Below are 25883 nucleotides of genomic sequence, written 5' to 3' on the forward strand. Positions count from 1 at the left end.
CCATAGTGTTTAGTGCTAGAAAAGATGAGAAGAGTTACCTGATCGACGCCTTTGAGGCTTCAGGTCATGAGGTGATGTTTGAAGAGGTACACCTTAATCGAAAAACTGCCGAGTTGGCGGCCGGTTTCGATGCTGTTGTCGTGTTCGTCAATGATCAGTTGGATGAGTCTTGTCTTGAGAGGCTGGCAGAGCTCAGCGTTAAAACAGTGGCGCTTCGTTGCGCGGGTTATAACAACGTCAATTTAGATGCTGCTAAACGGCTTGGTTTATCGGTTGTACGAGTGCCGGCCTATTCGCCATATGCGGTAGCCGAGCATGCTTTAACGCTTCTGATGACACTCAATCGACACGTTCACAAAGCCTACAATAGAGTGCGAGAGGGTAACTTTTTGCTGGATGGCTTGGTGGGGCGTGATATTCATCGCAAGACGGTTGGGGTAGTCGGCACCGGTAATATTGGTTCAGTCTTCTGCCAAATTATGAGGGGCTTTGACTGTCGTCTGTTAGCCTATGATCCTAATCCCTCTCAAGATCTAATCGAGCAGGGCGTTGAGTACGTAGAGCTTGATAGCTTGCTGGAACAATCAGATTTTATATCCTTGCACTGTCCGCTCACGGCTCAGACGCATCATCTGATTAGTGAGCGTGCATTGGCACTGATGAAACCTAAGGCTATGTTGATCAATACCTCTCGTGGAGGTCTGGTCGATACCAAGGCGGTTATCAATGCACTTAAACAGGGTGGGTTGTCGGGTCTAGCTATCGATGTTTATGAAGAGGAGGCGGATCTCTTCTTTGAAGATCAGTCTAATCGGGTCATTGCGGATGACGATCTGATGCGCTTGATGACCTTTCCCAATGTGATAGTGACCGGGCATCAGGCCTTTTTGACCGAAGAGGCATTAACTAACATTGCTCAGACAACGGCGAACAATCTAACCTGTCTGGAGCAAAACGCCTCTTGTGAGAACCAGCTTGTTTGAAGGTAACCCATGATAAAAACCGTTTTTCTTGATCGATCAACGCTTGGTCCGACGGTCTCAATAACCAAGCCAAGTTTTGAACATGATTGGATTGAGTACGATCGCACCGCTCAGTCTGAAGTGGTCGAACGTCTGCGAGGCGCCCAGATTGCGATCTCTAATAAGGTGCCTATTCGTGCCGAGGCTTTTGAGCAACTGCCTGACTTAAAGTTGATTGCCGTTGCTGCGACAGGTTATGACGTGATTGATGTGGAAGCTGCTCGTGCCCATGGGGTTAGTGTGGTGAATGTTCGTGGCTATGCGACTAATACAGTCCCTGAGCATGTGTTAGCCCTTATGTTTGCACTGCGTCGTTCCATTGTTGGTTATCGCCAAGATGTTATTGATGGTGAGTGGCAGAGAGCTCAGCAGTTCTGCTTTTTTAACCACCCGATCAAAGACCTTGCTGGTACAACCATGGGAATCGTCGGTCGGGGTGCATTGGGTAGCGCTCTGGGGCGTCTCTGCTCGGCACTTGGCATGAAGGTTCTCTATTCTGGACGTAAAGGTGAACAGAACCCGCCTGAGGGTTATACCCCCTTCGATCAATTTCTAGCTCAAAGTGATGTGATCTCACTTCACTGCCCGCTGACCCCGGAAACGCGCGGATTGATTGGTGCAGATGAGTTTGCGCAGATGTCTCGACAACCTATTCTGATCAATGCTGGTCGGGGTGGTTTGGTGGATGAACAGGCGTTAGTTGAAGCGATAAACAGTCAGCAGATTGCAGCAGCGGGCTTCGACTGCTTAACCTCTGAGCCAATCAACGACGACCACCCGTTTCACGCTATCCTCACCAGGCCAAATGTCATAGTGACACCTCATGTTGCCTGGGCAAGTGAAGAGGCGATGCAGACTTTATGGGATCAGTTGATCGGTCATATCGATAATTTTCACAAAGGTGAGCCAAGCAATTTGGTGAACTGATTCTCCTCTCTGGAAGATGTTCTCATGGCGGATGTCAGGCTGAAGGCCTGACACCGTCACTCCGTAGTTATTTTCTTGCACCGGCGACTGGCTTTAGCCTGTCACCCGCTCTCTTATTACGCGCGATATTTCTACTACCGCCCCGCTTTTACACCCCTAATAGATGAATTTATATCCACTTTTTTGAAGTTGCATTGCAGCTTGTGTGGGGCTATAGTGGCGTGGAGTGGTAAAAAGTGGGTTAAAGTGGGTCATAGTGGAGAAATGGTGGAGAAATGGTGGGGGAGCCGGCTCTTCGCGTGAGTGGCGATTTAAGTCGCAACTCAAGAGATTCACAGATAGGAGTGGTAACGAATGTTCCGTGGGGTCAACAAAATCAATTTGGATGCGAAGGGGCGCATGGCATTGCCTGCGCGCTATCGCGACCAAATTGCAGACTGCTGCGAGAACCAGTTAGTAGTTACCATCGATACAGAAACTCGCTGTCTACTTCTCTATCCGTTACCGGAGTGGGAAACCATTGAGAAGAAGATTGAGTCTCTACCAAGCTTTAACCCCGCGGCCCGCCGCATCCAGCGTCTGTTGATAGGTCATGCTACTGATCTTGAGCTGGATGCGAACGGCCGTTTTCTATTACCACAACCCCTTCGTGAATATGCGCAGATGGACAAGAAGTTGGTGCTTCTTGGTCAGGGCCGCAAATTTGAGATCTGGAGCGAAGACCAGTGGTTAGCCGCTCGAGATCAATACCTGGCTGAGACCGATGAGTCGAGCGCTCTGCCAGATGATCTTCAAACGCTTTCGCTTTAGGGGGTGACTCAATGAGTGACTCTTTCAAGCACATCACAGTCCTTCTGAACGAAGCGGTCGACGCGCTGGTGCAAGATCCAGCTGGAATTTATGTCGATTGCACCTTTGGTCGTGGCGGCCACAGTGCGTTGGTGTTAGAGAGATTGAATGAAGAGGGTCGTTTAATTGCTATCGATAAAGACCCTGAGGCGATCGCTTTTGCTCATCAACGTTTTGCGGATGAGCCGCGTTTCTCAATTGAGCATGGCTCCTTCTCACGACTTCAATCCTTTATCGAAGCGCGTGGTTTAACGGGCAAGATTTCTGGCGTTTTGATGGATCTGGGTGTTAGCTCACCGCAGCTGGACGATCCCAAGCGTGGCTTCAGCTTCCAGAATGATGGTCCATTAGATATGCGGATGGATACAACGTCTGGCGAGAGTGCCGCGGACTGGATCAATCGTGCCTCTGAAAAAGAGATCGCCGATGTTCTATTTACCTATGGCGAAGAGAAGTTTGGTCGTCGCATGGCGGCGGCGGTTGTTCGTGAGCGAGAGATAGAGCCTATAACCACAACGGCTCGTTTGTCCTCGATCATTGCAGAAGCTAACCCTAAATGGGAGAAAGGCAAGAACCCAGCGACTCGTGCCTTTCAGGGGATTCGAATTCATATCAATAAAGAGCTTGAAGATGTTGAGCAGGTTCTTGATCAATCCCTAGAGGTGCTTGCTGTTGGTGGGCGTCTTGCAGTCATCAGTTTCCACTCGTTAGAAGATCGAATTGTTAAGCGCTTTATTCGTACTTATGTGAAAGGGGATGAGCATCTTCCTGCAGGTATACCGGTTACGCAGGATATGTTGAATCAACGGCTGAAGGCGATTGGTAAGGCGGTCAAAGCGGGCAAGGATGAGGTGTCTGATAACCCACGCTCCCGAAGTGCGGTGATGAGAATAGCGGAGAAACTCAAATGATCCCATTCTCTATACCCTTCAAGGATAGGCTGGCCATAAAGCAGAAGCCAAAGCAACAAACTAAAGAGCTGCCCATGTTAGAACTTGGTCAGCTTTTTGCACCTCTGGTCTCTGGCTTTTTATTGATTGCTTTCATCTTTATCTCAGCCTTGGCGGTGATCTACACCGCTTACGACTACCGTCGTCTGTTCAATCAGCATCAGGTCCTGGTGCGTCAAAGTGACGAGCTACGCATTGAGTGGGGGCAGCTGTTGCTAGAGCAGTCGGCTTGGGGTGCAAACAACCGAGTTGAAGTGTTGGCAGAGCAGCGCTTAGGCATGAAGATGCCTAAAGCTAATGAGATTAGGCTGGCGATCGATGAGTAACGAAGAGGTGGTACAGACTCAAGCGGCAAAAGGCTGGCGGCTGTGGTTGGTCTTCATTGCGCTCGTGCTAATCTCTGGTGTGATTGTCGCTAAGATGGTGTCGCTCTATACAGCGGAGCAGGCGTTTCTGCAGAAGCAGGGTGATGCTCGATCGCTTCGCACTCGCTTAACGCCTGCGCATCGCGGCTTGATTACCGATCGCCATGGTGACCCCTTGGCGGTCAGTGCACCGGTGGCGACCATTTGGGCTGACCCTAAAGAGACTGATCTACAAAATTCAAACTTGCCTCAGTTGGCTCGTCTGTTGAGTCTTAACCCGCAATCACTACTCAACTCTCTAAAAGAGAATCCATCACGCCGCTTCATGTACCTTAAACGACAGGTGACGCCTGAATTGGCAGAGCATGTGAATGATCTCAATATTCGTGGTATCCATGTCGATCAAACCTTCCGTCGCTTCTACCCGACCGGCGAAGTGTCAACTCACTTAGTTGGGTTCACAAATGTGGACGGAAAAGGGCAAGAGGGCTTTGAGTTGGCCTTTGATGAGATGCTGCATGGCGAACCTGGTCGAGCGCTGGTTCTTCAGGATCGCAAGGGACGCACCATCAAACACCTAAAATCTCTGCAGGAGGCAGATCCAGGTGAAGATTTAGCGCTCAGTATCGATCTGCGTTTACAGTATTTAGCCTACCGTGAGCTCAAAGACGCGGTTCAGACGCATAAGGCCGATTCGGCATCGGCAGTTATTCTCGATGCTCGTACTGGTGAGGTATTGGCCCTAGTTAATCAGCCCTCTTACAACCCGAACGATCGCCGAAATTTAAACCCTAACGGGCTGCGTAATCGTGCAGTTACCGATATTTTTGAACCGGGCTCAACGATGAAGCCGATCACAGTTGCCGCCGCCTTAATGAGTGGCGATTACCAGTTTGAAGATGTGATCGATACCTCCCCAGGTTATATCCGAGTTCGAGGTTCATCCATTCGTGACCACCGTAATTACGGTGAATTGGATATGACAGGCATCATCACCAAATCGAGTAACGTCGGTGTCGTTAAGCTGGCGCTATCGATGGAGAGTGACGCGGTTCGTAACCTGATGTTTAACATGGGACTGGGTCAGCCCACCAATACCGGTTTTCCAGGCGAGCGCTCAGGTGTGCTGCCTTTCCTAAGTGAACGTCAAGAGGTAGAACGTGCGACCTTGTCCTACGGATATGGTCTATCGGTGACGCCGCTGCAGTTAGCTCAATCGTACATTCCCTTCGCGAATCGGGGCGTCAAACTGCCTGTATCACTTTACAAGTTGGACGAAAAGCCCAAGGGTGAGCGCGTGATGCCAGCCGAGGTGGCTACCCAGGTGCTTGGCATGATGGAAACGGTTGTTACGCCAATTGGTACGGCTAAACAGGCCGCAGTGACCGGCTACCGTGTTGGGGGTAAGACGGGTACAGCTCACAAAGCCGTTGCTGGCGGTTACGCAGAAGATGCCTATGTCTCAGTATTTGCCGGCATCGCACCGATCAGTGATCCTCGAATTGTCATGGTGGTGATGGTCGATAATCCTAAAGGCCAAGAGTATTACGGCGGTGCGGTTGCTGCGCCCGTCTTTTCACGAGTGATGGGCGGTGTGCTGCGCTTAATGAATATCCCACCCGATAACTGGGAAGAGGCAAGTATGCAGGTGGCCTCAAAATGACCCAGTTATCAATGCAGTGGAATCTTAATGAACTCCTAATGCCATTTGGCCTAAGGAGCTCTGAGGTTTCTGTTACGCGACTATCGCAAGACAGTCGTGAAGATCAGACCGGCTCTCTGTTTGTGGCGCGTTCGGGTGCCAACTACAGTGCATGCGATTTCGCTGAGCAGGCCGTTAACAAGGGCGCTAAAGCGGTTATATTGCAGGGTACGGCAGCTGAGGCATCTGAGTTAGCTGAAAAACTGAATGTCGAGGTGATCGCTTGGCAGCCTGAGATCTGCTCTTTGGCTCAGTTGGCTGATCGCTTTTACCGATCACCCTCTCGTTCGATGACGCTGGTCGGTATTACCGGTACCAACGGTAAAACTTCCTGTGCTCACTTCCTCGTTCAACTGCTCTCACAATTGGGCCGTCGAGCCGCTATGTTGGGCACAATTGGTATTGGCTTTTTAGACGATCTTAAGGTCTCTAGTCATACCACGCTGGATCCGATTGCCTTGCAAAGAACTCTGGCTGAGTTGCTTGAAGCGGGCGCTGACAGCGTAGTGATGGAGGTGTCGAGCCACGCCATTGATCAGGGGCGAATCGATCAGCTAGCCTTTGATTTAGTGGCCTACACCAACCTGTCACGTGACCACCTGGACTACCACGGTTCGATGGAAGCTTATGCCGCCGCCAAAGCGAAGTTGTTTGACGCCTATGGGGCACCGCTGCAATTGATTAATGCCGATGATGAGTACGCGGTAACTTTGTTAAATAGGCCAACCGACGCAAGGCGCTTAAGCTTCTCTACGACATCGAAATCAGCGGATGTCGCTTCGTACGACCCTAAGTTTAGTGCCAAAGGACTCTCATTTACGCTAGAGATGATGGATCAAACCATCAGGGTAGACGCACCACTGATGGGTAGCTTTAACCTCTCCAATCTGACTCTGGTGATCGGTGCAGCGGCGATGCTGGGTTATGACCTAAGTGATGTAGAGCGATCTGTCTCTAAAGTTCAGCCGGTGCCGGGTCGTATGGAAGTAGTCTCTAACGCAACCGAGCCTTGTGTCATCGTTGATTATGCCCACACGCCGGATGCGTTAGAGAAAGCGCTAACCGCCTGTCGAGAGCATTTGGCCGGTGGCGAATTGCTGACTCTGTTTGGCTGCGGCGGTGACCGTGATCGTGGAAAACGCCCAATGATGGCAGCCATTGCCGAGCAGTTGGCGGATCGGATTTGGGTGACCAGTGACAACCCTCGCACCGAAAACCCTCAAGCGATTATTGATGAAGTGATGCAAGGTTTTTCTGGCGTTAAGCCTGTCTTTGAAGTGATCGGTCGTGCCGATGCGATTGATCAGATTATTGCTCAGGCATCGGTTAACGACATCGTTTTGATCGCCGGTAAAGGTCACGAAGATTATCAAGAGATCAATGGCGAACGCCTGCCCTTCTCAGATCAAAAACAGGCTCTGTCAGCATTGAGAGGAGGTGTCACACTATGATGCGCGATTACTCTCTGATAGAGCTTGCGGCCGTATTAAACGCTGAACTTAAAGGTTCAGATACAAAGATTGAACGTGTGATTACTGACAGTCGCAAAGCCTGTTCGGGTGATCTCTTCGTCGCTCTAAAAGGAGAGCGATTTGATGCTCATGCGTTCGTTGAACAGGTTAGTCAGCAAGGTGCATCGGCCGCTGTTGTCGATCATCCACTCGAGCTGCCTATTGCTCAGCTAGTCGTAGCCGATCCCCGAATAGCATTGGGACAACTGGGTGCACTGAATCGTCAGCAATTTTCTGGTCAGTTGGTTGCTGTGACAGGAAGTGCCGGTAAAACCAGTGTTAAAGAGATGCTCGCATTGATGTTCTCCTCGCTGGCGCCCACTTTGGCTACTCAGGGCAATTTGAATAATGACATTGGTGCACCACTGACCCTGCTTGAGCTCTCACCCGAGCATCAGTTTGCAGTGATTGAATTGGGTGCTAGCGCAGTCGGTGAGATCGATTACACCGCTGCACTGACTCAGCCAAATATCGCCATTCTTAACAATGCAATGGAAGCCCATGTAGAGGGGTTCGGTAGCCTTGAGAATATCGTGCAGGCTAAGTCAGAGATCTATAACGGCCTCGTTGAGAGCGGAGTCGGAATCGTTAATTTAGATGATCCGCATGCCCAGGTTTGGACAGATAAGCTGGATCGTTTGAATAAGCGCTGGATCGGTTTTGGTTTGAATGAATCGGCAGAGTTATCCGCAACGAATCTGAGAGTGAATGACCAGGGTTGCTTTGGATTTACTCTGACATATCAAGGCAATCAATACGCTGTTCAGCTCTCTGTTATGGGGCGTCACATGGTCTTCAATGCGCTTGCAGCCCTTGCTGCTTGGGTCGCTTCGGGTCAGCCCATTGCCAGCGCAATCAAACCGCTGCAAAACTACACAGGGTTCAAGGGGCGCCTGCAGGTTCATTCACTCAAGCCCTCTCTTGCATTGATTGATGACTCCTACAACGCTAGCCCTTCCGCCGTTAAAGCCGCCATCGATACTCTGATGACTCTGGATGGCGAGCACCTGCTTGTCCTCGGAGATATGGCCGAGTTGGGTGCTGACGCGGAGGCGCTTCATTCAGAGATCGGTCGTTATGCCAAGCAGCAGGGGGTTGATCGTCTGATGGCAACGGGTCCTCTGATGGCCAATGCGGTGTCAGCTTTCGGCGAAGGGGCGAGTCATTTCGCTTCGCGTGATGAATTGATTACTGAGTTAACACATAACCTGCCTAAAGAGGGTGCTCTGCTGGTTAAAGGTTCACGAAGTGCAGCGATGGATCGTGTCGTCGATGCACTAATAGAGATGGAAAAATAGTATGTTGGTCTACTTAGCAGATTACCTTTCTCAGTTTTATAGCGGCTTCAATGTCTTCAAGTACATTACGCTGCGCGGCATTATGGGTGTGTTAACGGCCCTCGCCATGGCGCTTTGGATGGGACCTCACCTGATTAGAAAGCTTCAGATAAAACAGATAGGACAGGCTGTTCGCAACGATGGGCCAGAGTCACACCTAAGCAAAGCTGGCACACCGACTATGGGCGGTGCGCTGATTATTCTAGCGATTATCACCAGTACCTTACTCTGGTCAGACTTAACGAACCCCTATGTTTGGGTGACGCTGTTTGTACTGGTGGTGTTTGGTGCTGTTGGCTGGGTGGATGACTGGCGCAAAGTCATTGAAAAAGACTCACGAGGTCTGCCTGCAAAGTGGAAATACCTGTGGCAATCTGTGGGCGGTGCCGCGGCCGCTGTGGCGCTCTTTTGGTTGGCCGAAACACCCGCTGAAACCGATCTCTTGATTCCGTTCTTCAAAGATACCGCGCTGTCACTGGGTCTGCTTTTTATACCCTTCGCCTATTTTGTCATTGTCGGAAGTTCCAACGCAGTCAACCTAACCGATGGTTTGGACGGCTTAGCCATTCTTCCGACGGTTATGGTGGCCGGTGCACTGGCGGTTTTTGCCTACCTGACGGGTCACGTTAAGTTTGCAGAGTACCTCAATATCCCTTACATCCCTGGCGCCGGTGAGTTGATCATTCTGCTCGGCGCCATTATTGGTGCCGGTTTAGGATTCCTCTGGTTTAACACCTACCCAGCGATGGTCTTTATGGGCGATGTAGGTGCACTCGCGCTAGGCGCTGTATTGGGTGTGGTCGCGGTTATTGTTCGCCAAGAGCTGGTACTTCTCATTATGGGCGGAATTTTTGTGCTGGAAACGGTCTCAGTCATTCTGCAAGTGGCGTCGTTCAAATTGACGGGGCGTCGCATCTTTAGAATGGCTCCAATCCATCACCACTTTGAGTTGAAGGGTTGGCCTGAGCCACGAGTCATCGTCCGTTTCTGGATCATCAGTTTTGTACTGGTGTTGATCGGCTTAGCCTCATTAAAAATACGATAGGAAATAACGTGTCACTGATTACCAGCGATAAGCGCAGAATCATTATTGGCCTAGGTCAAACTGGCCAGAGCATCGCACGCTTCTTTGCAAGTCGTGGTCTGCCGTTTGCCGCTTGTGATACACGTGAGACAGCTGCTGCAATTGATGCATTCCGTCATCAGTACCCTGAAGTTGAGCTACAAACCGGTCCGCTCAATGGTGAATGGCTGAGTCAGGCAGATGAGCTAGTGATCAGTCCAGGTGTCGCTAAAGATCAGCCTGCGATTCAGGCAGCCATAGCATCGGGTGCTAAATTGATCGGTGATATTGATCTGTTTGCTCGCGAGGTAACGGCTCCGATCATTGCGATTACCGGTTCCAATGGTAAAAGTACCGTTACGACGCTAGTTTGGCAGATGGCCGTCGATGCTGGATGCCGTGCAGAGATTGGCGGTAACATTGGTATTCCGGTTCTGGATCTATTAGCCAAGCCGGCTGCCGATCTCTATGTTTTAGAGCTCTCCAGTTTTCAACTTGAAACCACACATGATCTCAAAGCATCAGCAGCGACCGTATTGAACATGTCGGCAGATCATATGGATCGTTATGACGGTATGCAGGGGTATCATGCAGCGAAACACCGCATCTATCGCCACTGTCAGCAGGCGATTTTTAATCGTGAAGATGCTCTTTCAAGACCTCTAGTACCGAACAGCACTAAACAGACCTCCTTTGGTTTGGGAGCGCCCGACCTTAATCAGTACGGCCGATTGATGGTTGAGGGTAAGCCTTGGTTAGCAAAAGGTGCTGAGGCCCTTATGCCAGTTGCCGATATGAAGATGCGTGGCGAACACAATGAGTTGAACGCATTGGCGGCTCTGGCTCTGTGCGAATCTCAGGGACTGAAACTATCGTCCCTTTTAAAGACCCTGTCTCAATTCCCGGGACTCGAACACCGCTGTCAGTGGATTGCAGAGCGAGAGGGTGTCAGCTGGTTCAACGACTCTAAAGGGACTAATCTTGGCGCTACACTGGCTGCCGTTGTGGGTCTTGGAGAGACGCAAGAACGCACACACTCATTAATCTTGATCGCGGGTGGACAAGCTAAAGGTCAGGATTTTTCGGGCCTAAAACTACCTAGCCAACGCTACTTAAAATCACTCATTCTGATCGGGGAAGATCGCCAACAGATGGCCGATGAGATCGGTTTTGAAGCAACCTGTTTTGCCGATTCATTGATGGACGCAGTGCGTTTGGCTGAGTCTCAAGCAGAGTCGGGTGATGCGGTTCTGTTATCCCCAGCTTGTGCAAGTTTCGATATGTTCACAGGGTTTGAAGATCGTGGTCATCAGTTTGTGGCGGCCGTGAGAGAGGTGTTGTCATGCGATTAACACTTCCCCATTTTAGTAAGCTTTGGAATTTTAAATTGCCTGCGGAGCTGCGTGTTCCTCAGGGCACTTTACCTTTCGATCCACTGTTGATGATGAGTATGCTAGCACTGATGCTGACAGGCCTTGTCATGATCTCTTCAGCCTCTATGGATGTTGCAGCGGCTAAATTTGGTGGGCCATTCTTCTTCATTTTTAGGCACGGCCTATTTGTTGTGGCAGCGCTGTTAGTGGTTGCACTGCTGGTGAGAATTCCCATTACTGTTTGGGAGCGTTTCTCAGTCTGGCTGCTCTTCTTGGGACTGTTGTTGCTGTTGATTGTTTTAGTGCCTGGCATCGGCCGCGAGGTCAATGGTAGTCAGCGTTGGATAGGACTGGGTAGCTTCAATCTACAGGCCTCAGAGGTCGCTAAGGTCTGTATGGTGATGTTTATTGCGGGCTATCTGGTGCGCCGTCTACACGAGGTTAGATCGACTTGGAAGGGGGTTGTGAAACCTGCTATTCCGCTGGCGTTCTATGTTTTTGCACTCTACCTAGAGCCGGATTACGGTGCCATCGTTGTTACAACTGCAACGGTTATGGGCATGATCTTCCTGGGTGGAATGCGACTGTTACAGTTAGTTACTGTTGTTGGCGTTGTCGGAGTGTTGGTCGGTGCGATGGCGTTGACTCAAACTTACCGTTTGAAACGTCTGCAGTCTTTCTCGGATCCTTGGGCGGATCCATACGGTGCTGGCTATCAGCTCTCTCAAGCGCAGATCGCTTTTGGTCGCGGAGAGTGGTTTGGAACCGGTCTTGGTAACAGCGTACAAAAACTCTTCTACCTACCCGAAGCCCATACAGACTTTGTCTACTCAGTTCTCGCGGAAGAGCTCGGTCTGATCGGTGCCATGGCGGTTGTTGTTTTGTATGTGGTTTTAATCGCTCGAATCTTCTTGATCGGTCGCCAGGCTGAGAAGCAGCAACGCTTTTTTATGAGCTACATCTCCTACGGTTTCGGGTTCATTCTTGCGGGTCAGGCGATGATCAATATCGGTGTGAACGTGGGCGCATTGCCAACCAAAGGTCTGACGTTGCCGCTGATGAGTTACGGTGGTTCATCGCTGATTATCTGTGCGGCGATGATCGCCATCGTGCAGCGCGTGGATTATGAGCTGAAACGTGAGCGTCTGGGGATGAAGCCCGTCGAGAGCCGTTGGAGTCGATTCTGGTCACGCTGGACACAGGAGGCCTCTCATGAGTCAGTCTAAACGCCTACTCATTATGGCCGGCGGTACCGGCGGGCATGTCTACCCAGCACTTGCCGTGGCTGATCTGTTGCGTGCTGAGGGTCACCAGGTGGAGTGGTTAGGTTCTGTTCGTGGCATTGAAAATCGAGTGGTCCCTGAAGCGGGCATTAGGTTGCATGCCATTAATGTCTCAGGCCTAAGAGGGAAAGGCAAACTGAGCCTTATTGCTGCGCCTTTCAAATTAATTAAGGCGCTATGGCAAGCCTATAAGGTAGTAAAACAGGTTCAGCCAGATGCCGTTCTGGGTATGGGTGGTTTTGCGTCGGGGCCTGGAGCCCTGGCCGCTTGGCTACTCAATAAGCCTCTAGTGATTCATGAGCAAAATGCGGTCGCTGGATTGACCAATACACAGTCTCGTCGATTTGCTAAACGTGTACTCCAAGCCTTTCCCAACGCCTTTAAATCGGGCGCACAAGGTGAAGTGGTCGGCAATCCTATTCGTGGCCCTATCTTGGATGTTGCAGCACCTTCTGAACGGTTTGCAGGGCGAAGCGGGGCCATTAATTGCCTAGTAGTGGGGGGCAGTCTTGGGGCATTAGCGATCAACGACTTGGTACCTCAAGCTGTGGCTAGGTTGTCATCTGAAGAGCGTCCCAATCTGTGGCATCAATCTGGACCGACGCACATTGAACGTTGCCAACAGGCTTATGCAGATGCCGGTGTTGAAGCTGAGGTCGTGCCCTACATTGAATCCATGGATGAGGCTTATGCCTGGGCTGATCTGGTGATCTGCCGAGCGGGGGCATTAACCGTCTCTGAAATTGCGATAGCCGGTGTGCCTGCTCTGTTTATTCCCTTCCCTCATGCGGTTGATGACCATCAAACAGCAAACGCTCAGTATTTGGTTGACGCAAAGGGTGCAGACCTAATTGCACAAAAGAATTTAACAGCCGAGGGACTCTCTCTATGGCTGAAACAACATCAATCTCGAACCGATCTGTTGGCCATGGCTAACGCTTCGCGTTCTCAGGCGAAACCAGACGCAACCCGTCAGGTCGCTGATATCTGTTTGGAGGTGGCCCTATGAGCCCAAAAGCCGGACATCGTAAAGAGTATGAAGTGCCAGAGATGCGCCGTATTAACCGAATCCACTTTGTGGGCATCGGAGGTGTGGGTATGTGTGGCATCGCCGAAGTGTTATTGAACCAGGGTTATGCTATCTCCGGTTCTGATATCCGTGAGTCGGCAGTGACCAATCGACTTCAGTCACTCGGCGCGACCATTTTTATTGGCCATGCGGCTGAGAATGTCGAGGGGATAGATGTCCTAGTCACCTCAACAGCGGTCGATCAAACCAATCCAGAAGTTGCCCGCGCCAAAGAGCAGTTAATACCGGTTGTTCGTCGTGCTGAAATGTTGGCCGAGTTGATGCGCTACCGCCATGGGATTGCAGTGGCAGGCACACACGGTAAAACAACGACGACCAGTTTGGTTGCTTCTATTCTCGCAGAAGCGCAACAGTCACCCACCTTTGTGATCGGCGGTCGTCTAACCAGTGCAGGCACCAATGCTCAGCTTGGGCGCAGTCGTTACTTAGTCGCTGAAGCGGATGAGTCTGATGCCTCATTCCTGCACCTGCAGCCGATGGTGGCGATTGTCACCAACATCGATGCTGATCATATGGATACCTACGACGGTGACTTCGGCAAGTTGAAGCAGACCTTTATCCGTTTTCTGCAGAATCTCCCATTTTACGGACTGGCCGTTATGTGTATCGATGATCCCGTCGTGCGCGAATTGATGCCAGAGGTTGGGCGCCCCATGCTCAGTTATGGCTTCTCTGAAGATGCAGACTTCCAAGCTTATGACCTAGAGCAGAATGGACTGCAGAGCCGTTTTAAGGTGAGACGTCCAGGTGGACTAAGTGATCTTTCGGTCTGTCTAAATATGCCAGGACGCCACAACGTATTGAACGCACTCGCTGCAATTGCCGTTGCAACGGATGAAGAGATCGACGATGCGGCGATCTGTCGTGCATTGGAGAAGTTCGAAGGCGTCGGACGTCGGTTCCAAGTATTGGGTGAGCTGCCACTGGAGAGCGGTAGTGTGACACTGGTCGATGATTATGGTCATCACCCACGTGAGGTTCAAGCGGTGATCAGTGCGGTTGAAGAGGGCTGGCCGGGTCGTCGCTTAGTGATGGTCTATCAGCCTCACCGCTACACACGTACGCGTGATCTCTATGAAGATTTTGTTCAGGTGTTGCAACGTCCCGATCAGCTACTGCTGCTTGAGGTCTATGCAGCCGGTGAGGAGGCGATTCCAGGCGCGGACACACGTTCCCTCTGCCGTTCTCTGCGTCAACGTGGCAAAGAGCCCATTTTTGTTGAATCAAATGAGCACATAGCCGAGATGTTGAAAGAGGTTCTGCAACCGGGTGATCTGCTTCTGACTCAGGGTGCAGGGAACATCACAACGCTGGCTCACCAGCTACGTGAACACTGGGGTGAGGTCTAAGTCTGATGGCTGAATCGATTACTAAATACTCCAAACAAGAGCTGCAAAGCCTAGGTCGTGTCGCCGTTATCATGGGTGGCAATGCGTCAGAACGTCAGGTATCTCTGAACAGTGGTAATGCGGTATTAGCGGCGCTGCAGAGTGCCGGTGTCGATGCGTTCGCACTGGATTTGACAGGTAATGGACAGAACCCATTAACTCAATTAGTGGAAACCGAATTTGATCGCGCGTTTCTGATTGTCCACGGGCCTGGTGGAGAAGATGGCCAGCTACAAGGCGCTCTTGAACTGATTAATAAGCCTTACACCGGCAGCGGCGTCGCAGCCTCTGCGGTGGGAATGGATAAGATGCGCACCAAGCAGCTCTGGTTAGGTGCCGGTCTACCCACTCCAGCCTATGCGTCGCTTTGCCCAAGCAGTGACTTTGATCAGATCGTTGAGGATCTCGGACTGCCTCTGATGGTGAAACCCGCTAATGAGGGGTCGAGTATTGGCATGAGTCGTGTCAGCAGCGCTCAAGAGTTACGTGATGCTTATGCTGTGGCGGCTCAGTTTGATAGCCGAGTGATCGCCGAACAGTGGGTCAATGGTCCTGAGTTCACCGTCGCAATTCTAAATGGCCGTGCACTGCCCATTATTCGCCTTGTGACACCCCATGAGTTTTACGACTTCGATGCTAAGTACCAAGCGAATGACACTCAATACCTGTTTGATACCGGTTTGGATAACGAGCAGATCGAAGAGATGCAAGGTCTGGTTGAGCAGGCTTTCCATGTAGTCGGTTGTAGTGGTTGGGGGCGCGTGGATTTGATGATGGATCAAGCGGGTCAGTTTCAGTTGTTAGAGGTAAATACCACACCGGGTATGACCGATCACAGTCTGGTGCCTATGGCGGCAAAACAGGCCGGAATTAGTTTTAGTGAACTCTGTGTCGAAATTGTGATGGAGGCTCGATAGTCGTGGCCTTCAGCCTACCTTGGAAAAAAACGATCCCCACTCAAGTGGCTGAGATCGTTGAGACTCAACAGTCAGCTGCGCAAGAGGCGGAGATCCTCTTTGAGCGAGCTGATCGTTTGGTTGAGTCCGAGGTGGCAAATGAGTCGGATTGGATCTGGAAGCCGGTGTTGGTACTGACCATCTGCGGGATTTTGCTGTCACTGATATTCACAGCGGTTCGCGAGTATACCCAGTGGTTGAATCGTCCTGTAGAGACCGTTGTTGTCGATGGAGCAACCCGTCACATCGATAAAACTGTCATCGCGAATCAGGTAGCAGCGGGTATCAATGGACGCATTTTGGAGCTCGACCTTGGCGCCATTCAAGAGCGACTTGTTGAGGAGCCATGGATCAATGAAGTTGAGGTGCGCCGAGCTTGGCCACCGGCTTTACAAGTGAAGTTGATTGAAGAGGTTCCTGTTGCACGTTGGGGAAATCGAGGCTTATTGAATCACCAGGGTGACATCTTCTGGCCAGAGAGGGTCGATGCTTATCAAGCCCTGCCCGAGTTGTCAGGACCGTCCCACGAGACGGTTCGAATTATGCAGCAGTTTAGGGATCTAAACTCACTGTTTATTCGATCGGGTATTACCTTGGCTGGACTGGAGTTGGAGTCTCGAGGTGCTTGGACACTGCATCTCAATAATGGAATCAAAGTGGTCGCAGGTCGAGATGACCTGATGCCCAGACTAAGGCGCTTCATACAGGTCTATGAAACGCAGCTGGTTAAGCAGCAAGAGTCAATTGAAGAGGTTGATATCCGTTACACCAATGGTGTGGCGGTTAAATGGAAAAAGGGTTCAGGAACCAAGCGTTCCTAAAACAGGTTTTCACGACTCAATCAGCAGAATTTGAGCGAGGGTATTTAAATGCTTCATCTCTATTGGGGAATAGAGTTGAAAGGGGGAGAGAAGATGTTTCAGTTAATTGATCAGGCTGCAGAAGGCGCAAAGATCAAAGTGGTCGGCATCGGGGGTGGCGGCGGTAACGCGGTTGCTCATATGCGTACACAAGCCATGGATGGGGTTCAGTTTATCTGTGTGAATACTGATGCCCAGGCGTTGAGTGATATTACTTTGAGTGAGGCGCTGCACATTGGTCGCGAAACGACCAATGGTCTTGGCGCGGGTGCTAATCCAGAGGTTGGGCGTGCCGCGGCTCAAGAGAGTCGAGCTGCGATTGCTGAACAGTTGGCGGGTGCCGATATGGTGTTCATTACGGCCGGCATGGGCGGTGGTACAGGTACCGGGGCAGCGCCAGTGGTTGCCGAGGTTGCACGTGAATTGGGTGCGCTGACGGTTGCGGTCGTGACTAAGCCGTTTAAGTTTGAAGGCAAGAGCAGAATGCGCATTGCGGATCAGGGTATCTCTGAGCTTAAAGAGGCGGTTGACTCGTTGATTATAATTCCCAACGAGAAGTTGATGAGCGCGCTTGGTAGTAAGGTGACGTTGATCAAAGCCTTTGCGGAAGCCAATAATGTTCTTAAAGGGGCGGTCGAGGGCATCTCTGATCTGATCACTCGTCCTGGTATGATCAATGTCGACTTTGCCGATGTACGTACTGTGATGACAGAGATGGGCATGTCGATGATGGGCACTGGCCGAGCATTAGGTGATGAGCGTGCTCGAATTGCGACAGAGCAGGCGGTTCAAAGTCCTCTTTTAGAAGGGGTTGATCTTAAAGGGGCTAAGGGTGTCTTGGTCAATGTAGCGGCAGGCAAAGATCTAAGCCTGGGTGAGTTTTCGGAAGTGGGTGATCTGGTTGCAGAGTACGCCGCTGAAGATGCCACTATCGTGGTCGGCACGGTAGTCGATGAAACTCTGGGAGACGAGATTAAGGTTACGGTTGTAGCAACAGGGTTAAGTTCTACTCAGCAGAGCGTTATACCGGAACCTGTGTTGGTTGTTGAAAACAGAGAGCCTAAAGCGAAATTGGACATCAATACGTTCGAGCTTCCGGAGATTCTGAAGCGAACTAATCTTGAAGCTCTGCTGGATAAGCCGGAGCCTGAAGATCCCTACGCGGATCTCGATTACTTAGATGTTCCGACCTATCTTCGTCGCTGAACGGAACCTGAATATTTTTTGAGTAAACGCTAGGAAGCGGGGTGGCTTTCCTTTATGATGTGCTGTTAATACGTCATAACTGGATTGGTTGCCCCCGCGGATGATTAAACAGCGCACACTCAAAAACAGCATTAAAGCGACAGGTATCGGCCTGCATTCAGGTCAAAAAGTCTACCTGACCTTGCGCCCAGCCCCTGTTAATACGGGTATTATCTTCCGTCGTGTGGATCTTGATCCCGTGGTTGAAATCCCTGCTGTTGCGCACAATGTCTCTGACACCACGCTGTCTACCAACATCTCTATGGGCGGCGCTCGTGTCGCGACGATTGAGCACCTTCTATCTGCTCTGGCGGGACTTGGTATCGATAATGCCTACATCGAGTTGAGTGCTGAAGAAGTCCCTATTATGGATGGCAGTGCCGCTCCTTTTGTTTTCTTGGTTCAGTCTGCCGGTATTGAAGAGCAGAACGCGCCTAAACAGTTCATCCGTATCCTTAAAGAGGTTCAGGTTGAACACGAAGGTAAGATTGCTAAATTCCTTCCGTTCAATGGATTTAAAGTCGGCTTTCAGATTGAGTTCGATCACCCAGTATTTGAAAACCGTACTCAGCATGCTGCCCTCGATTTTTCGAGCACCTCCTTTGTTAAAGAGGTGGCACGTGCGCGTACTTTTGGTTTTATGCGTGATATCGAATACCTACGTTCTCAAAACTTGGCGTTGGGTGGCAGCTTTGATAACGCAATCGTTGTTGATGACTACCGTATCCTCAATGAAGATGGCCTTCGTTACGAAGATGAGTTCGTTAAGCACAAGATTCTTGATGCAGTCGGTGATCTCTACCTACTCGGTAAGAGCTTGATCGGTGAGTTCTACGGCGATAAATCAGGTCACTTCCTGAATAACCGTCTGCTTCGTACGCTTCTAGAAGATGAATCTGCATGGGAAGTGGTGACCTTCGAAACTGACGATCACAAAGCCCCCATTTCATATCAGCGTCCAGCAGCTGCTGTCTGATTGAACAAAACATGTTATAAAACAGGGCCGACTTAGATCGGCCCTATTTTTTTGCAAAATAGCTAAGGGTTTACTCAGTAAAAGGTTGTTTTTAGGCTGAGTGCCCCCATAAAAAACTTAATTAATAATGACTCACTAGTTGACCCAATCATGCTTACCTCTTTCCTCTCTAAAATTTTCGGCAGTAAAAACGATCGTGAACTTAAACGTATGGGCCGCATCGTTAAACAAATTAACGAACTAGAACCCGAGTTTGAATCACTCAGTGACGAGGGGATCAAAGAGAAAACGGCTCAATTTAGAGAGCGACTCGAACAGGGAGAGTCTCTAGATAAGCTCCTACCTGAAGCCTTTGCCAACTGTCGAGAAGCGTCAAAACGCGTGATGGGTATGCGCCACTTCGACGTTCAGTTGATCGGTGGTATGACACTGCATGATGGCAAAGTGGCTGAGATGCGCACCGGTGAAGGTAAAACTCTGGTCGCTACGCTTGCGGTCTATCTAAACGCAATCTCTGCCAAAGGTGTTCACGTCGTAACCGTCAACGACTATCTTGCAAGTCGTGATGCAGAGTGGATGCGTCCACTCTACGAAGCACTGGGTCTATCAGTGGGTGTCGTTGTGTCAGGTCAGGATGGTGAGACCAAACGCGCTGCCTATGCCTGTGATATCACCTACGGTACCAATAACGAATTTGGTTTTGACTACCTGCGCGACAACATGGCGTTCAATCTGACCGATAAGGTTCAGCGTGATTTCAACTTTGCCGTGGTCGATGAGGTGGACTCGATTCTGATCGATGAAGCACGTACCCCGTTGATCATCTCAGGTCCTGCTGAAGACAGTTCAGAAACCTACAAAGCGATCAACACACTGATTCCACATCTGACTCAATTTGAAGGTGAGATTGATGTCAAAGATGAGACGCAGGTGATCAATGAAGATTTCCACGTCGATGAGAAGAACCGTACCGTTGAGTTGACCGAAGCGGGTCATGAAAAAGTTGAAGGCATGTTGATCGAAGCGGGTCTTCTTGCGGAAGGCGATAGTCTCTATGCTCCGCAGAACCTAACCCTGCTGCACCATGTCCTAGCGGCACTTCGCGCACACCACCTGTTTGTTAAAGATCGTGACTACATCGTTCAGGGTGGTCAGGTTGTCATCGTCGATGAGCATACCGGTCGTATCATGGCGGGCCGTCGTTGGTCAGAAGGTCTTCACCAAGCTGTTGAAGCGAAAGAGGGTGTTGAGATCCAGATGGAGAGCCAAACCCTAGCGTCGACCACCTTCCAGAACTACTTCCGTCTCTACAACAAGCTATCGGGTATGACCGGTACAGCGGATACGGAAGCGTTCGAGCTACGTCAAATTTATGGTCTGGACGTAGTGGTCATTCCGACTAACCGTCCGATTCAACGTATCGATTACAACGATCTGGTCTACTTGTCGATCGAGGATAAGTTCGAAGCGATCGTTAAAGAGGTTAAGCACTGCCAAGAGCAGCAACGCCCAATTCTAGTGGGTACTGCGTCAGTCAGCTCTTCTGAACTTCTTTCGCAGATGCTTGATAAAGCAGGCATCAAACATAACGTACTGAACGCCAAGCAACACGACCGAGAAGCGGGTGTCATCGCTGAAGCGGGTCGTCCAGGTGCAGTCACCATTGCAACCAATATGGCCGGTCGTGGTACCGATATCATGCTTGGCGGTAAGCTTGAAGTTGAACTTGAAGCACTAGGTGAAAATGCTACAGAAGAGCAGATCGAAGCCGCTAAAGCGGATTGGTCTAAGCGTCATGAAGCGGTGCTTGAGGCGGGTGGTCTACACATCATCGGTACTGAGCGTCACGAGTCTCGTCGTATCGATAATCAGTTGCGTGGTCGTGCTGGCCGCCAAGGTGACCCAGGTTCGTCACGTTTCTTCCTGTCACTTGAAGATGACTTGATGCGTATCTTCGCTTCCGATCGTGTTCGTAACATGATGAAAGCGCTAGGTATGGAGAAAGGTGAAGCGATTGAGCATAAGATGGTCTCCAATGCCATTGAGAAAGCTCAGCGCAAAGTGGAAGGCCGAAACTTCGATATTCGTAAGCAGCTTCTTGAGTATGATGATGTTGCTAACGACCAGCGTACCGTCATCTACGATCAGCGCAATGAGTTGATGTCGAGCGATGATATTTCTGAAACCATCGATGCGATCCGTGAAGAGGTGGTTAACGACACCATCAGCACCTTTATTCCACCTGAGTCACTCTCTGAACAGTGGGATATCCCGGGTCTGGAAGAGGAGATCAAAACACGCTTTGCCGTTGAGATGCCGATTCAGCAGTGGCTAGATGAGGACGATAACCTCTACGAAGAGACACTGCGCACACGCATTCTTGATCAGATCGTTGAAGTGTATCGCCAGAAAGAGGCGTTGGTCGGAACCGAATCCTTCCGTAATTTCGAGAAGCAAGTGATGCTTCAAGTGCTGGACCAGCTTTGGAAAGAGCACCTGCAGACGATGGATCTACTTCGTCGTGGCATTCACTTACGTGGTTATGCTCAGAAAAACCCGAAACAGGAGTACAAACGTGAGTCGTTTGAACTGTTCCAGGGGCTTCTAGAGAACATCAAAGCCGACGTTGTTCGTATCATCAGCCACGTTCAAGTGCGTGCTCCTGAAGATGTTGAAGAGATGGAGCGTCAGCGTCGTGAAGCGGCTGAGAAACAGGCCATGGACTTCAAACACGATGCTGCGACGGGAATGCAGGGTGAAGAGACTGATAGCGGTATTGAAGGCGAAGAACAACCAGCAACCTTCAAACGTGATGATCGTAAAGTAGGGCGTAACGAACCTTGTCCTTGTGGATCAGGCAAGAAATACAAAGCCTGTCACGGTAAGATCTCTTAAGCAAAATCGATCATTAAAGGCTGCTCATTGAGCGGCCTTTTTTGTGCGCGTTACTTTCGATCGGTTATTTTCTAGCCGTTATTTTGAAGGGTTAAGCAGAGAGAGTCGACAATCTCTCAATCTGTCTGCGACGCAACTCAGATCCTAGCTCGGCACCCGAGAATCCATCAGCCATCACCTGTTTTGGCTGAACAGCTGCGACTGACTCAACGGCTGTCGCTAAGTCAGCAGAGTTGAATCGGTTATCCTGCTGCAGTGCGTCGTGAATATGGATCAGAGGCTCAGCGGCGGTGGGTTGCTTGATCAATTTAAGATCGTTGATTAACTGAAGTTTTTGTTCGGCATCAGCTGTTGGGAAATTCGACAGAGTCGCTGAGTGTCTAGAGAAGGCAATCGCTAGCGATTTGAAACGGTTGGGGACTTTGAGTTTGAGCGCTAAGGCGTCAACCTCCTCGGTGCTCAGATTCGCAAGGTGGCACAACAGAGCAAATCGCTCCTCAGCCGCTTCAAGTAGTGGACTATCGACGCTATGCAAATCCTGCAACGCAATCCTGTCCAGTGGTGCCAGCAGGTAGTTGGCATGACTCTTTGCTAAGGTAGTTAAGAACTGACTGGGTGTCTTAGTATTTAGCGCTCGCTCAAACTCCTGCCAAACCCGCTCTGTGGTCAGATGGTCCAGCTCACCCGAGGCGCTCATACCCTGCATTAATGCTAGGGTCTCAGGTGCGACTTTGAAACCAAGGTGGGCAAAACGCGCATGGAAACGGGCCACACGAAGTACGCGGAGGGGATCCTCTAAAAAGGCGTCAGAGACGTGCCTGAGTAGGCGAGCATTTAGATCTTTTTGGCCGTTGAATGGGTCGGTAATGACGCCAGTATCACTCTTGGCCATCGCATTAATCGTCAGGTCTCTCCTGAGTAGATCCTCATCCAGGGTGACGCTTGGATCAGTATGGAAGGTGAACCCTTTGTAGCCGCGGCCACTTTTGCGTTCGGTTCTGGCTAAGGCATACTCTTCGTGCGTTTCAGGATGGAGGAAGACGGGAAAGTCACTGCCAACCGGCCTATAACCCGCTTCAAGCATCGCTTCTGGTGTGGCACCGACGACGACCCAATCTCGGTCTTTAACCTCAAGACCGAGTAGTTCGTCACGCACAGCACCACCCACCAGATAGATCTGCATGGTTAACCTTTTTCGCAGTGCTCAGGGAAGGCCAATACCCAGCGTTCAAAACCGCCATCAATGCTGTAGACCTCTTCAAAGCCACGCTCACAAAGGAAAGCGGCTGCAGATTGGCTGCTCATACCGTGGTAACAGCAGACAAGAATGGGCGAATCGAATTCGTGGCTATCGATGAACTCTTGTAGGTTGTCATTGGTTAGATTAACAGCGCCTTTGATGTGATTGTTGGCAAAGCTCTGTCCATCACGAATGTCGGCTACAACGGCGCCTTTCTCAATGAGTTCTAGGGCATCTTTTGCAACGACGTGTTTAAATTGATTCATTTAGTATCCTTAGTCATTCTTAACGATTTAACTCTTGGCTTGAGATCGAGAAGATCGATCCATCCTCTAGTCTCAAAGCCGTTAACTCTCCGCCCCAAACACATCCGGTGTCGAGAGCGTAATGATTGGGTGCCACTCGCAGCCCTAATGCCGCCCAGTGACCGGTAATCTGTTTGTGAGAACTGACCTGTGTCGGTAGTTCAAACCAGGGGAGGAAACCCTCAGGCTGTTCGTCTAATCCACCGTTTGCGTCAAAGTCCAATTTACCAGAGGGTTTAATATAGCGCATGCGGGTGAAGTAGTTAGTGATCGTTCGCAATCGATCGAAGCCAATGATCTCATCTTTCCATTTGGCGGGTTTATTGCCATACATCTGTTCGAAATAGTGGACGGACAGGGTGCTGTTTAAGCAATCAGTCACCTCTTTCGCCAGTTGCTCAGCTTGTTCTAAGGACCAGATGTGGGGAATGCCTGCATGGGTCATCACATAGCCTAAGGCGTCGCAGCGTTGAATCAGTGGTTGTTGTATAAGCCAACTCAGTAACTCATTGCGATCTTGCGCCTGCATGATCGGTTTTAATGTTTTTCCTACCTTTCGATCGACACCTGAGGCAAGTGCTAACAGGTGCAGGTCATGATTGCCAAGAACAATGCGCGCGCGAGGTCCAAGTGATTTTATAAATCGCAAAACCTCTAAGGAGTCAGGACCTCGATTAACCAGATCGCCAGCAATCCATAGCTGGTCATCTTCACTGAATTGGAGTGAATCAAGTAGGGCGATCAGTGTTCGATAGCACCCTTGAATATCTCCGATGGCATAGGTCGACATTGCGTTGTTAAAACCGCTTAGTTAGGCTGAAAGGCCATAGCATATAGGAATTCTTCAGTGGACCCAAAAGGATGATTGATCACTCGTTTAGCGCAGTCTGCAATACGAGCACTAAACTGCTAATCCTAGGCTCACTGCCTGGTAAAAAATCGATCGCTGAGCAGCAGTACTATGCCCACCCTAGAAATGCGCTTTGGCCTATTCTGTGTGACTGGCTGCAGATGCCAAATTCAATGAGTTACGAACAGAAGTTGGCCGCAGCCTTGGAAGGTGGGATTGGGTTTTGGGACGTCGTTGCTGAAGCCGAACGGCCGGGATCACTGGATTCAGATATCAAGTCATCGACTGTTCACTACAATCCAATTGATCAACTCATCGAGAACTTGCCCAAGTTGAAGTGCATTGTTTTAAATGGCGGGGCAGCGATGAGGCTATTCAAACGAGCTGGGTTTGATCAGTTTGCTAAAGCAAAGGGGATAGACTTTTTTCAGCTGCCGTCGACCAGTCCGGCGCATGCATCGATGACCTTAGATGAAAAAAGAGTTGCGTGGCACTCTGTGCTGATCGACACTCTGAAAGAGTAACGTACATCCATTCGATATTATTGGAGGTGTTTGTATGGCATTAGCTACATTTGCTGCAGGTTGTTTTTGGGGTGTTGAACTGCGATTTTCCGATTTGACGGGTGTGACCGGCACTCAAGTGGGTTACATGGGCGGTGCTCTCGATCAGCCGAGCTACCAGGATGTCTGTACTGGCCAGACGGGTCATGCCGAGGTGGTGCAGATCGAATTTGATGAACACCTTATCGCGTATGAAGCCCTTTTAGACTCTTTTTGGCAATGGCATGATCCCACCACGCTGAATCGACAGGGACCTGATGTTGGCACGCAATATCGTTCAGCGATCTTTTATCAAGATGATACGCAACGCATCTTAGCGGAGCAGTCAAAAGCGGTTCTTGGAACCAGTGGCGTGTTTGCGAACCCTATCGTGACTGAGATTGTGCCGGCTCAAACCTTCTGGCCTGCAGAAGAGTACCATCAACAATATCTTAAAAAACGAGGCGCCTCTGCATGTGGAATTTAGCCACATCCAACCAATCCGCTCTTAAGTTGATTATTGGTAACCACAACTACTCAAGCTGGTCACTGCGTGCTTGGTTTTTTATGAAGCGATCAGGCCTCTATTTTGATCTGGAACGTTTAGCCCTGTTTGAGTCGGACTTCCATGAAAAACTCTCCCAATACAGTGATGCAGGGCGTGTGCCGGTGCTGATCGATTCTGAGCTTCAGGTTTGGGATTCCCTAGCAATCTGTGAATACCTCAGTGAAGCGCATCTAGCAGGATTAGGTTGGCCAGAATCCCTGCAAGATCGTGCTAAAACGAGATCCATAGTCTCTGAGGTCCACTCTGGTTTTGCCAATCTAAGGCATGCGCTACCGATGAACTGCCGTGCACAGCGATCGATCAGTGTGTCTGAGACGGTGCGATCAGAGATTGAGCGTATTGATCAGATCTGGAGTGATCCTTGGTTCATTAATGCTCGCGAGAAGGGAGTCGACTTAGGTATACTAGATGCATTCTTTGCACCGATTGCTTCTCGTTTTCATACCTATCAGATCGAACTGACAGAGCCTGCCTCACAATACCGAGATTGGCTGCTGCAGACCCCAGAGTTGATGGAGTGGTATCAACTAGCCTCAGAAGAGACTGAGGTGATTGAAGACGAAGAGGTAGGTACACCTCTTTAACT

Annotated in this window: 24 protein-coding genes; 21 read left to right on the forward strand and 3 right to left on the reverse strand. The window is 50.3% G+C overall.

What is annotated here, in order from left to right:
* Positions 1–5 precede the first annotated feature (5 nt).
* From XMD530_RS08340 to secA, 18 genes are all read left to right on the forward strand, one after another.
* A complete protein-coding gene (locus XMD530_RS08340; protein ID WP_371731752.1) occupies positions 6–983 on the forward strand; it encodes a 2-hydroxyacid dehydrogenase in 978 nt (325 codons plus the stop codon).
* Between the two features lie 9 nt (positions 984–992).
* A complete protein-coding gene (locus XMD530_RS08345) occupies positions 993–1949 on the forward strand; it encodes a D-2-hydroxyacid dehydrogenase (protein ID WP_173481284.1) in 957 nt (318 codons plus the stop codon).
* A gap of 354 nt (positions 1950–2303) precedes the next feature.
* Positions 2304–2759 (forward strand): division/cell wall cluster transcriptional repressor MraZ, encoded by a 456-nt coding sequence (mraZ, locus tag XMD530_RS08350; protein ID WP_173481283.1) that lies wholly within the window; start codon positions 2304–2306, stop codon positions 2757–2759.
* Between the two features lie 11 nt (positions 2760–2770).
* Entirely contained in the window at positions 2771–3709 is a 939-nt protein-coding gene (gene rsmH, locus XMD530_RS08355) for a 16S rRNA (cytosine(1402)-N(4))-methyltransferase RsmH (RefSeq protein WP_173481282.1), read from the forward strand.
* A gap of 74 nt (positions 3710–3783) precedes the next feature.
* Entirely contained in the window at positions 3784–4074 is a 291-nt protein-coding gene (gene ftsL / locus XMD530_RS08360; protein ID WP_173481281.1) for a cell division protein FtsL, read from the forward strand.
* On the forward strand, positions 4067–5776 hold the full coding sequence (locus XMD530_RS08365; RefSeq protein WP_173494854.1) for a penicillin-binding protein 2: 1710 nt from the start codon (positions 4067–4069) through the stop codon (positions 5774–5776). Before ftsL ends, XMD530_RS08365 begins: the two co-directional genes overlap by 8 nt.
* On the forward strand, positions 5773–7266 hold the full coding sequence (locus XMD530_RS08370; RefSeq protein ID WP_254446205.1) for a UDP-N-acetylmuramoyl-L-alanyl-D-glutamate--2,6-diaminopimelate ligase: 1494 nt from the start codon (positions 5773–5775) through the stop codon (positions 7264–7266). Before XMD530_RS08365 ends, XMD530_RS08370 begins: the two co-directional genes overlap by 4 nt.
* A complete protein-coding gene (gene murF, locus XMD530_RS08375; RefSeq protein WP_173481279.1) occupies positions 7263–8624 on the forward strand; it encodes a UDP-N-acetylmuramoyl-tripeptide--D-alanyl-D-alanine ligase in 1362 nt (453 codons plus the stop codon). The genes XMD530_RS08370 and murF overlap by 4 nt, the downstream gene beginning before the upstream one ends.
* A gap of 1 nt (position 8625) precedes the next feature.
* Complete coding sequence (mraY, locus tag XMD530_RS08380) at positions 8626–9708, forward strand: phospho-N-acetylmuramoyl-pentapeptide-transferase (protein WP_173481278.1); 1083 nt, start codon at positions 8626–8628, stop codon at positions 9706–9708.
* 8 nt (positions 9709–9716) lie between these two features.
* A complete protein-coding gene (murD, locus tag XMD530_RS08385; protein WP_173481277.1) occupies positions 9717–11078 on the forward strand; it encodes a UDP-N-acetylmuramoyl-L-alanine--D-glutamate ligase in 1362 nt (453 codons plus the stop codon).
* A complete protein-coding gene (ftsW, locus tag XMD530_RS08390) occupies positions 11069–12325 on the forward strand; it encodes a putative lipid II flippase FtsW (RefSeq protein WP_173483063.1) in 1257 nt (418 codons plus the stop codon). Before murD ends, ftsW begins: the two co-directional genes overlap by 10 nt.
* Positions 12312–13391 carry an undecaprenyldiphospho-muramoylpentapeptide beta-N-acetylglucosaminyltransferase gene (gene murG / locus XMD530_RS08395; protein ID WP_173484338.1) on the forward strand — a complete coding sequence of 360 codons (1080 nt, stop codon included), beginning with the start codon at positions 12312–12314 and terminating at the stop codon, positions 13389–13391. The genes ftsW and murG overlap by 14 nt, the downstream gene beginning before the upstream one ends.
* On the forward strand, positions 13388–14821 hold the full coding sequence (murC, locus tag XMD530_RS08400) for a UDP-N-acetylmuramate--L-alanine ligase (protein ID WP_173484339.1): 1434 nt from the start codon (positions 13388–13390) through the stop codon (positions 14819–14821). The genes murG and murC overlap by 4 nt, the downstream gene beginning before the upstream one ends.
* 5 nt (positions 14822–14826) lie before the next feature.
* Entirely contained in the window at positions 14827–15777 is a 951-nt protein-coding gene (locus tag XMD530_RS08405; protein WP_173484340.1) for a D-alanine--D-alanine ligase, read from the forward strand.
* Positions 15778–15779: 2 nt separating this feature from the next.
* Positions 15780–16637 (forward strand): cell division protein FtsQ/DivIB, encoded by an 858-nt coding sequence (locus tag XMD530_RS08410; RefSeq protein ID WP_371731526.1) that lies wholly within the window; start codon positions 15780–15782, stop codon positions 16635–16637.
* Positions 16638–16730: 93 nt separating this feature from the next.
* Positions 16731–17882 (forward strand): cell division protein FtsZ, encoded by a 1152-nt coding sequence (gene ftsZ / locus XMD530_RS08415; RefSeq protein ID WP_173483061.1) that lies wholly within the window; start codon positions 16731–16733, stop codon positions 17880–17882.
* A 100-nt stretch (positions 17883–17982) separates the two neighbouring features.
* The gene (gene lpxC / locus XMD530_RS08420) at positions 17983–18897 is read left to right on the forward strand and encodes a UDP-3-O-acyl-N-acetylglucosamine deacetylase (RefSeq protein WP_173481271.1); all 915 of its coding nucleotides are present in this window, start codon (positions 17983–17985) and stop codon (positions 18895–18897) included.
* 150 nt (positions 18898–19047) lie between these two features.
* Positions 19048–21792: a preprotein translocase subunit SecA gene (gene secA, locus XMD530_RS08425; protein WP_173481270.1), complete on the forward strand. Its 2745-nt coding sequence runs from the start codon at positions 19048–19050 to the stop codon at positions 21790–21792.
* Positions 21793–21883: 91 nt separating this feature from the next.
* On the opposite strand, the gene XMD530_RS08430 is transcribed toward secA, so the two are convergent.
* The 3 genes from XMD530_RS08430 to XMD530_RS08440 are packed head-to-tail and all read right to left on the reverse strand — an operon-like array spanning position 21884 to position 24127.
* Complete coding sequence (locus XMD530_RS08430; protein ID WP_173481269.1) at positions 21884–22975, reverse strand: hypothetical protein; 1092 nt, start codon at positions 22973–22975, stop codon at positions 21884–21886.
* Between the two features lie 2 nt (positions 22976–22977).
* Entirely contained in the window at positions 22978–23298 is a 321-nt protein-coding gene (glpE, locus tag XMD530_RS08435) for a thiosulfate sulfurtransferase GlpE (protein WP_173481268.1), read from the reverse strand.
* A gap of 19 nt (positions 23299–23317) precedes the next feature.
* Entirely contained in the window at positions 23318–24127 is an 810-nt protein-coding gene (locus XMD530_RS08440) for a symmetrical bis(5'-nucleosyl)-tetraphosphatase (protein ID WP_173481267.1), read from the reverse strand.
* A gap of 71 nt (positions 24128–24198) precedes the next feature.
* On the opposite strand from XMD530_RS08440, the gene XMD530_RS08445 reads away from it, so the two are divergent.
* From XMD530_RS08445 to XMD530_RS08455, 3 genes are read left to right on the forward strand one after another with little or no spacing between them, the layout of a single operon-like run.
* Positions 24199–24711, forward strand: a complete 513-nt coding sequence (locus XMD530_RS08445) for a DNA-deoxyinosine glycosylase (protein WP_173507015.1) — start codon at positions 24199–24201, stop codon at positions 24709–24711.
* A 34-nt stretch (positions 24712–24745) separates the two neighbouring features.
* Complete coding sequence (msrA, locus tag XMD530_RS08450; protein WP_173481265.1) at positions 24746–25216, forward strand: peptide-methionine (S)-S-oxide reductase MsrA; 471 nt, start codon at positions 24746–24748, stop codon at positions 25214–25216.
* Entirely contained in the window at positions 25204–25881 is a 678-nt protein-coding gene (locus XMD530_RS08455) for a glutathione S-transferase (protein ID WP_173481264.1), read from the forward strand. Before msrA ends, XMD530_RS08455 begins: the two co-directional genes overlap by 13 nt.
* Positions 25882–25883: the final 2 nt, after the last annotated feature.

This window comes from Marinobacterium sp. xm-d-530 (genome assembly GCF_013283365.1).
Taxonomy (GTDB): Bacteria; Pseudomonadota; Gammaproteobacteria; order Pseudomonadales; family Balneatricaceae; genus Marinobacterium_E.

Bases quoted from the DNA above. Each gene is read 5' to 3' on its own strand.
- murF (WP_173481279.1), top strand. From the start codon at position 7,263: ATGATGCGCGATTACTCTCTGATAGAGCTTGCGGCCGTATTAAACGCT.
- ftsZ (WP_173483061.1), top strand. From the start codon at position 16,731: ATGTTTCAGTTAATTGATCAGGCTGCAGAAGGCGCAAAGATCAAAGTG.
- mraY (WP_173481278.1), top strand. From the start codon at position 8,626: ATGTTGGTCTACTTAGCAGATTACCTTTCTCAGTTTTATAGCGGCTTC.
- ftsW (WP_173483063.1), top strand. From the start codon at position 11,069: ATGCGATTAACACTTCCCCATTTTAGTAAGCTTTGGAATTTTAAATTG.
- ftsL (WP_173481281.1), top strand. From the start codon at position 3,784: ATGTTAGAACTTGGTCAGCTTTTTGCACCTCTGGTCTCTGGCTTTTTA.
- murG (WP_173484338.1), top strand. From the start codon at position 12,312: ATGAGTCAGTCTAAACGCCTACTCATTATGGCCGGCGGTACCGGCGGG.
- XMD530_RS08455 (WP_173481264.1), top strand. From the start codon at position 25,204: ATGTGGAATTTAGCCACATCCAACCAATCCGCTCTTAAGTTGATTATT.
- XMD530_RS08430 (WP_173481269.1), bottom strand. From the start codon at position 22,975: ATGCAGATCTATCTGGTGGGTGGTGCTGTGCGTGACGAACTACTCGGT.
- XMD530_RS08365 (WP_173494854.1), top strand. From the start codon at position 4,067: ATGAGTAACGAAGAGGTGGTACAGACTCAAGCGGCAAAAGGCTGGCGG.
- XMD530_RS08440 (WP_173481267.1), bottom strand. From the start codon at position 24,127: ATGTCGACCTATGCCATCGGAGATATTCAAGGGTGCTATCGAACACTG.
- XMD530_RS08405 (WP_173484340.1), top strand. From the start codon at position 14,827: ATGGCTGAATCGATTACTAAATACTCCAAACAAGAGCTGCAAAGCCTA.
- XMD530_RS08445 (WP_173507015.1), top strand. From the start codon at position 24,199: ATGATTGATCACTCGTTTAGCGCAGTCTGCAATACGAGCACTAAACTG.
- XMD530_RS08345 (WP_173481284.1), top strand. From the start codon at position 993: ATGATAAAAACCGTTTTTCTTGATCGATCAACGCTTGGTCCGACGGTC.
- murC (WP_173484339.1), top strand. From the start codon at position 13,388: ATGAGCCCAAAAGCCGGACATCGTAAAGAGTATGAAGTGCCAGAGATG.
- XMD530_RS08370 (WP_254446205.1), top strand. From the start codon at position 5,773: ATGACCCAGTTATCAATGCAGTGGAATCTTAATGAACTCCTAATGCCA.
- mraZ (WP_173481283.1), top strand. From the start codon at position 2,304: ATGTTCCGTGGGGTCAACAAAATCAATTTGGATGCGAAGGGGCGCATG.
- glpE (WP_173481268.1), bottom strand. From the start codon at position 23,298: ATGAATCAATTTAAACACGTCGTTGCAAAAGATGCCCTAGAACTCATT.
- rsmH (WP_173481282.1), top strand. From the start codon at position 2,771: ATGAGTGACTCTTTCAAGCACATCACAGTCCTTCTGAACGAAGCGGTC.
- lpxC (WP_173481271.1), top strand. From the start codon at position 17,983: ATGATTAAACAGCGCACACTCAAAAACAGCATTAAAGCGACAGGTATC.
- msrA (WP_173481265.1), top strand. From the start codon at position 24,746: ATGGCATTAGCTACATTTGCTGCAGGTTGTTTTTGGGGTGTTGAACTG.
- secA (WP_173481270.1), top strand. From the start codon at position 19,048: ATGCTTACCTCTTTCCTCTCTAAAATTTTCGGCAGTAAAAACGATCGT.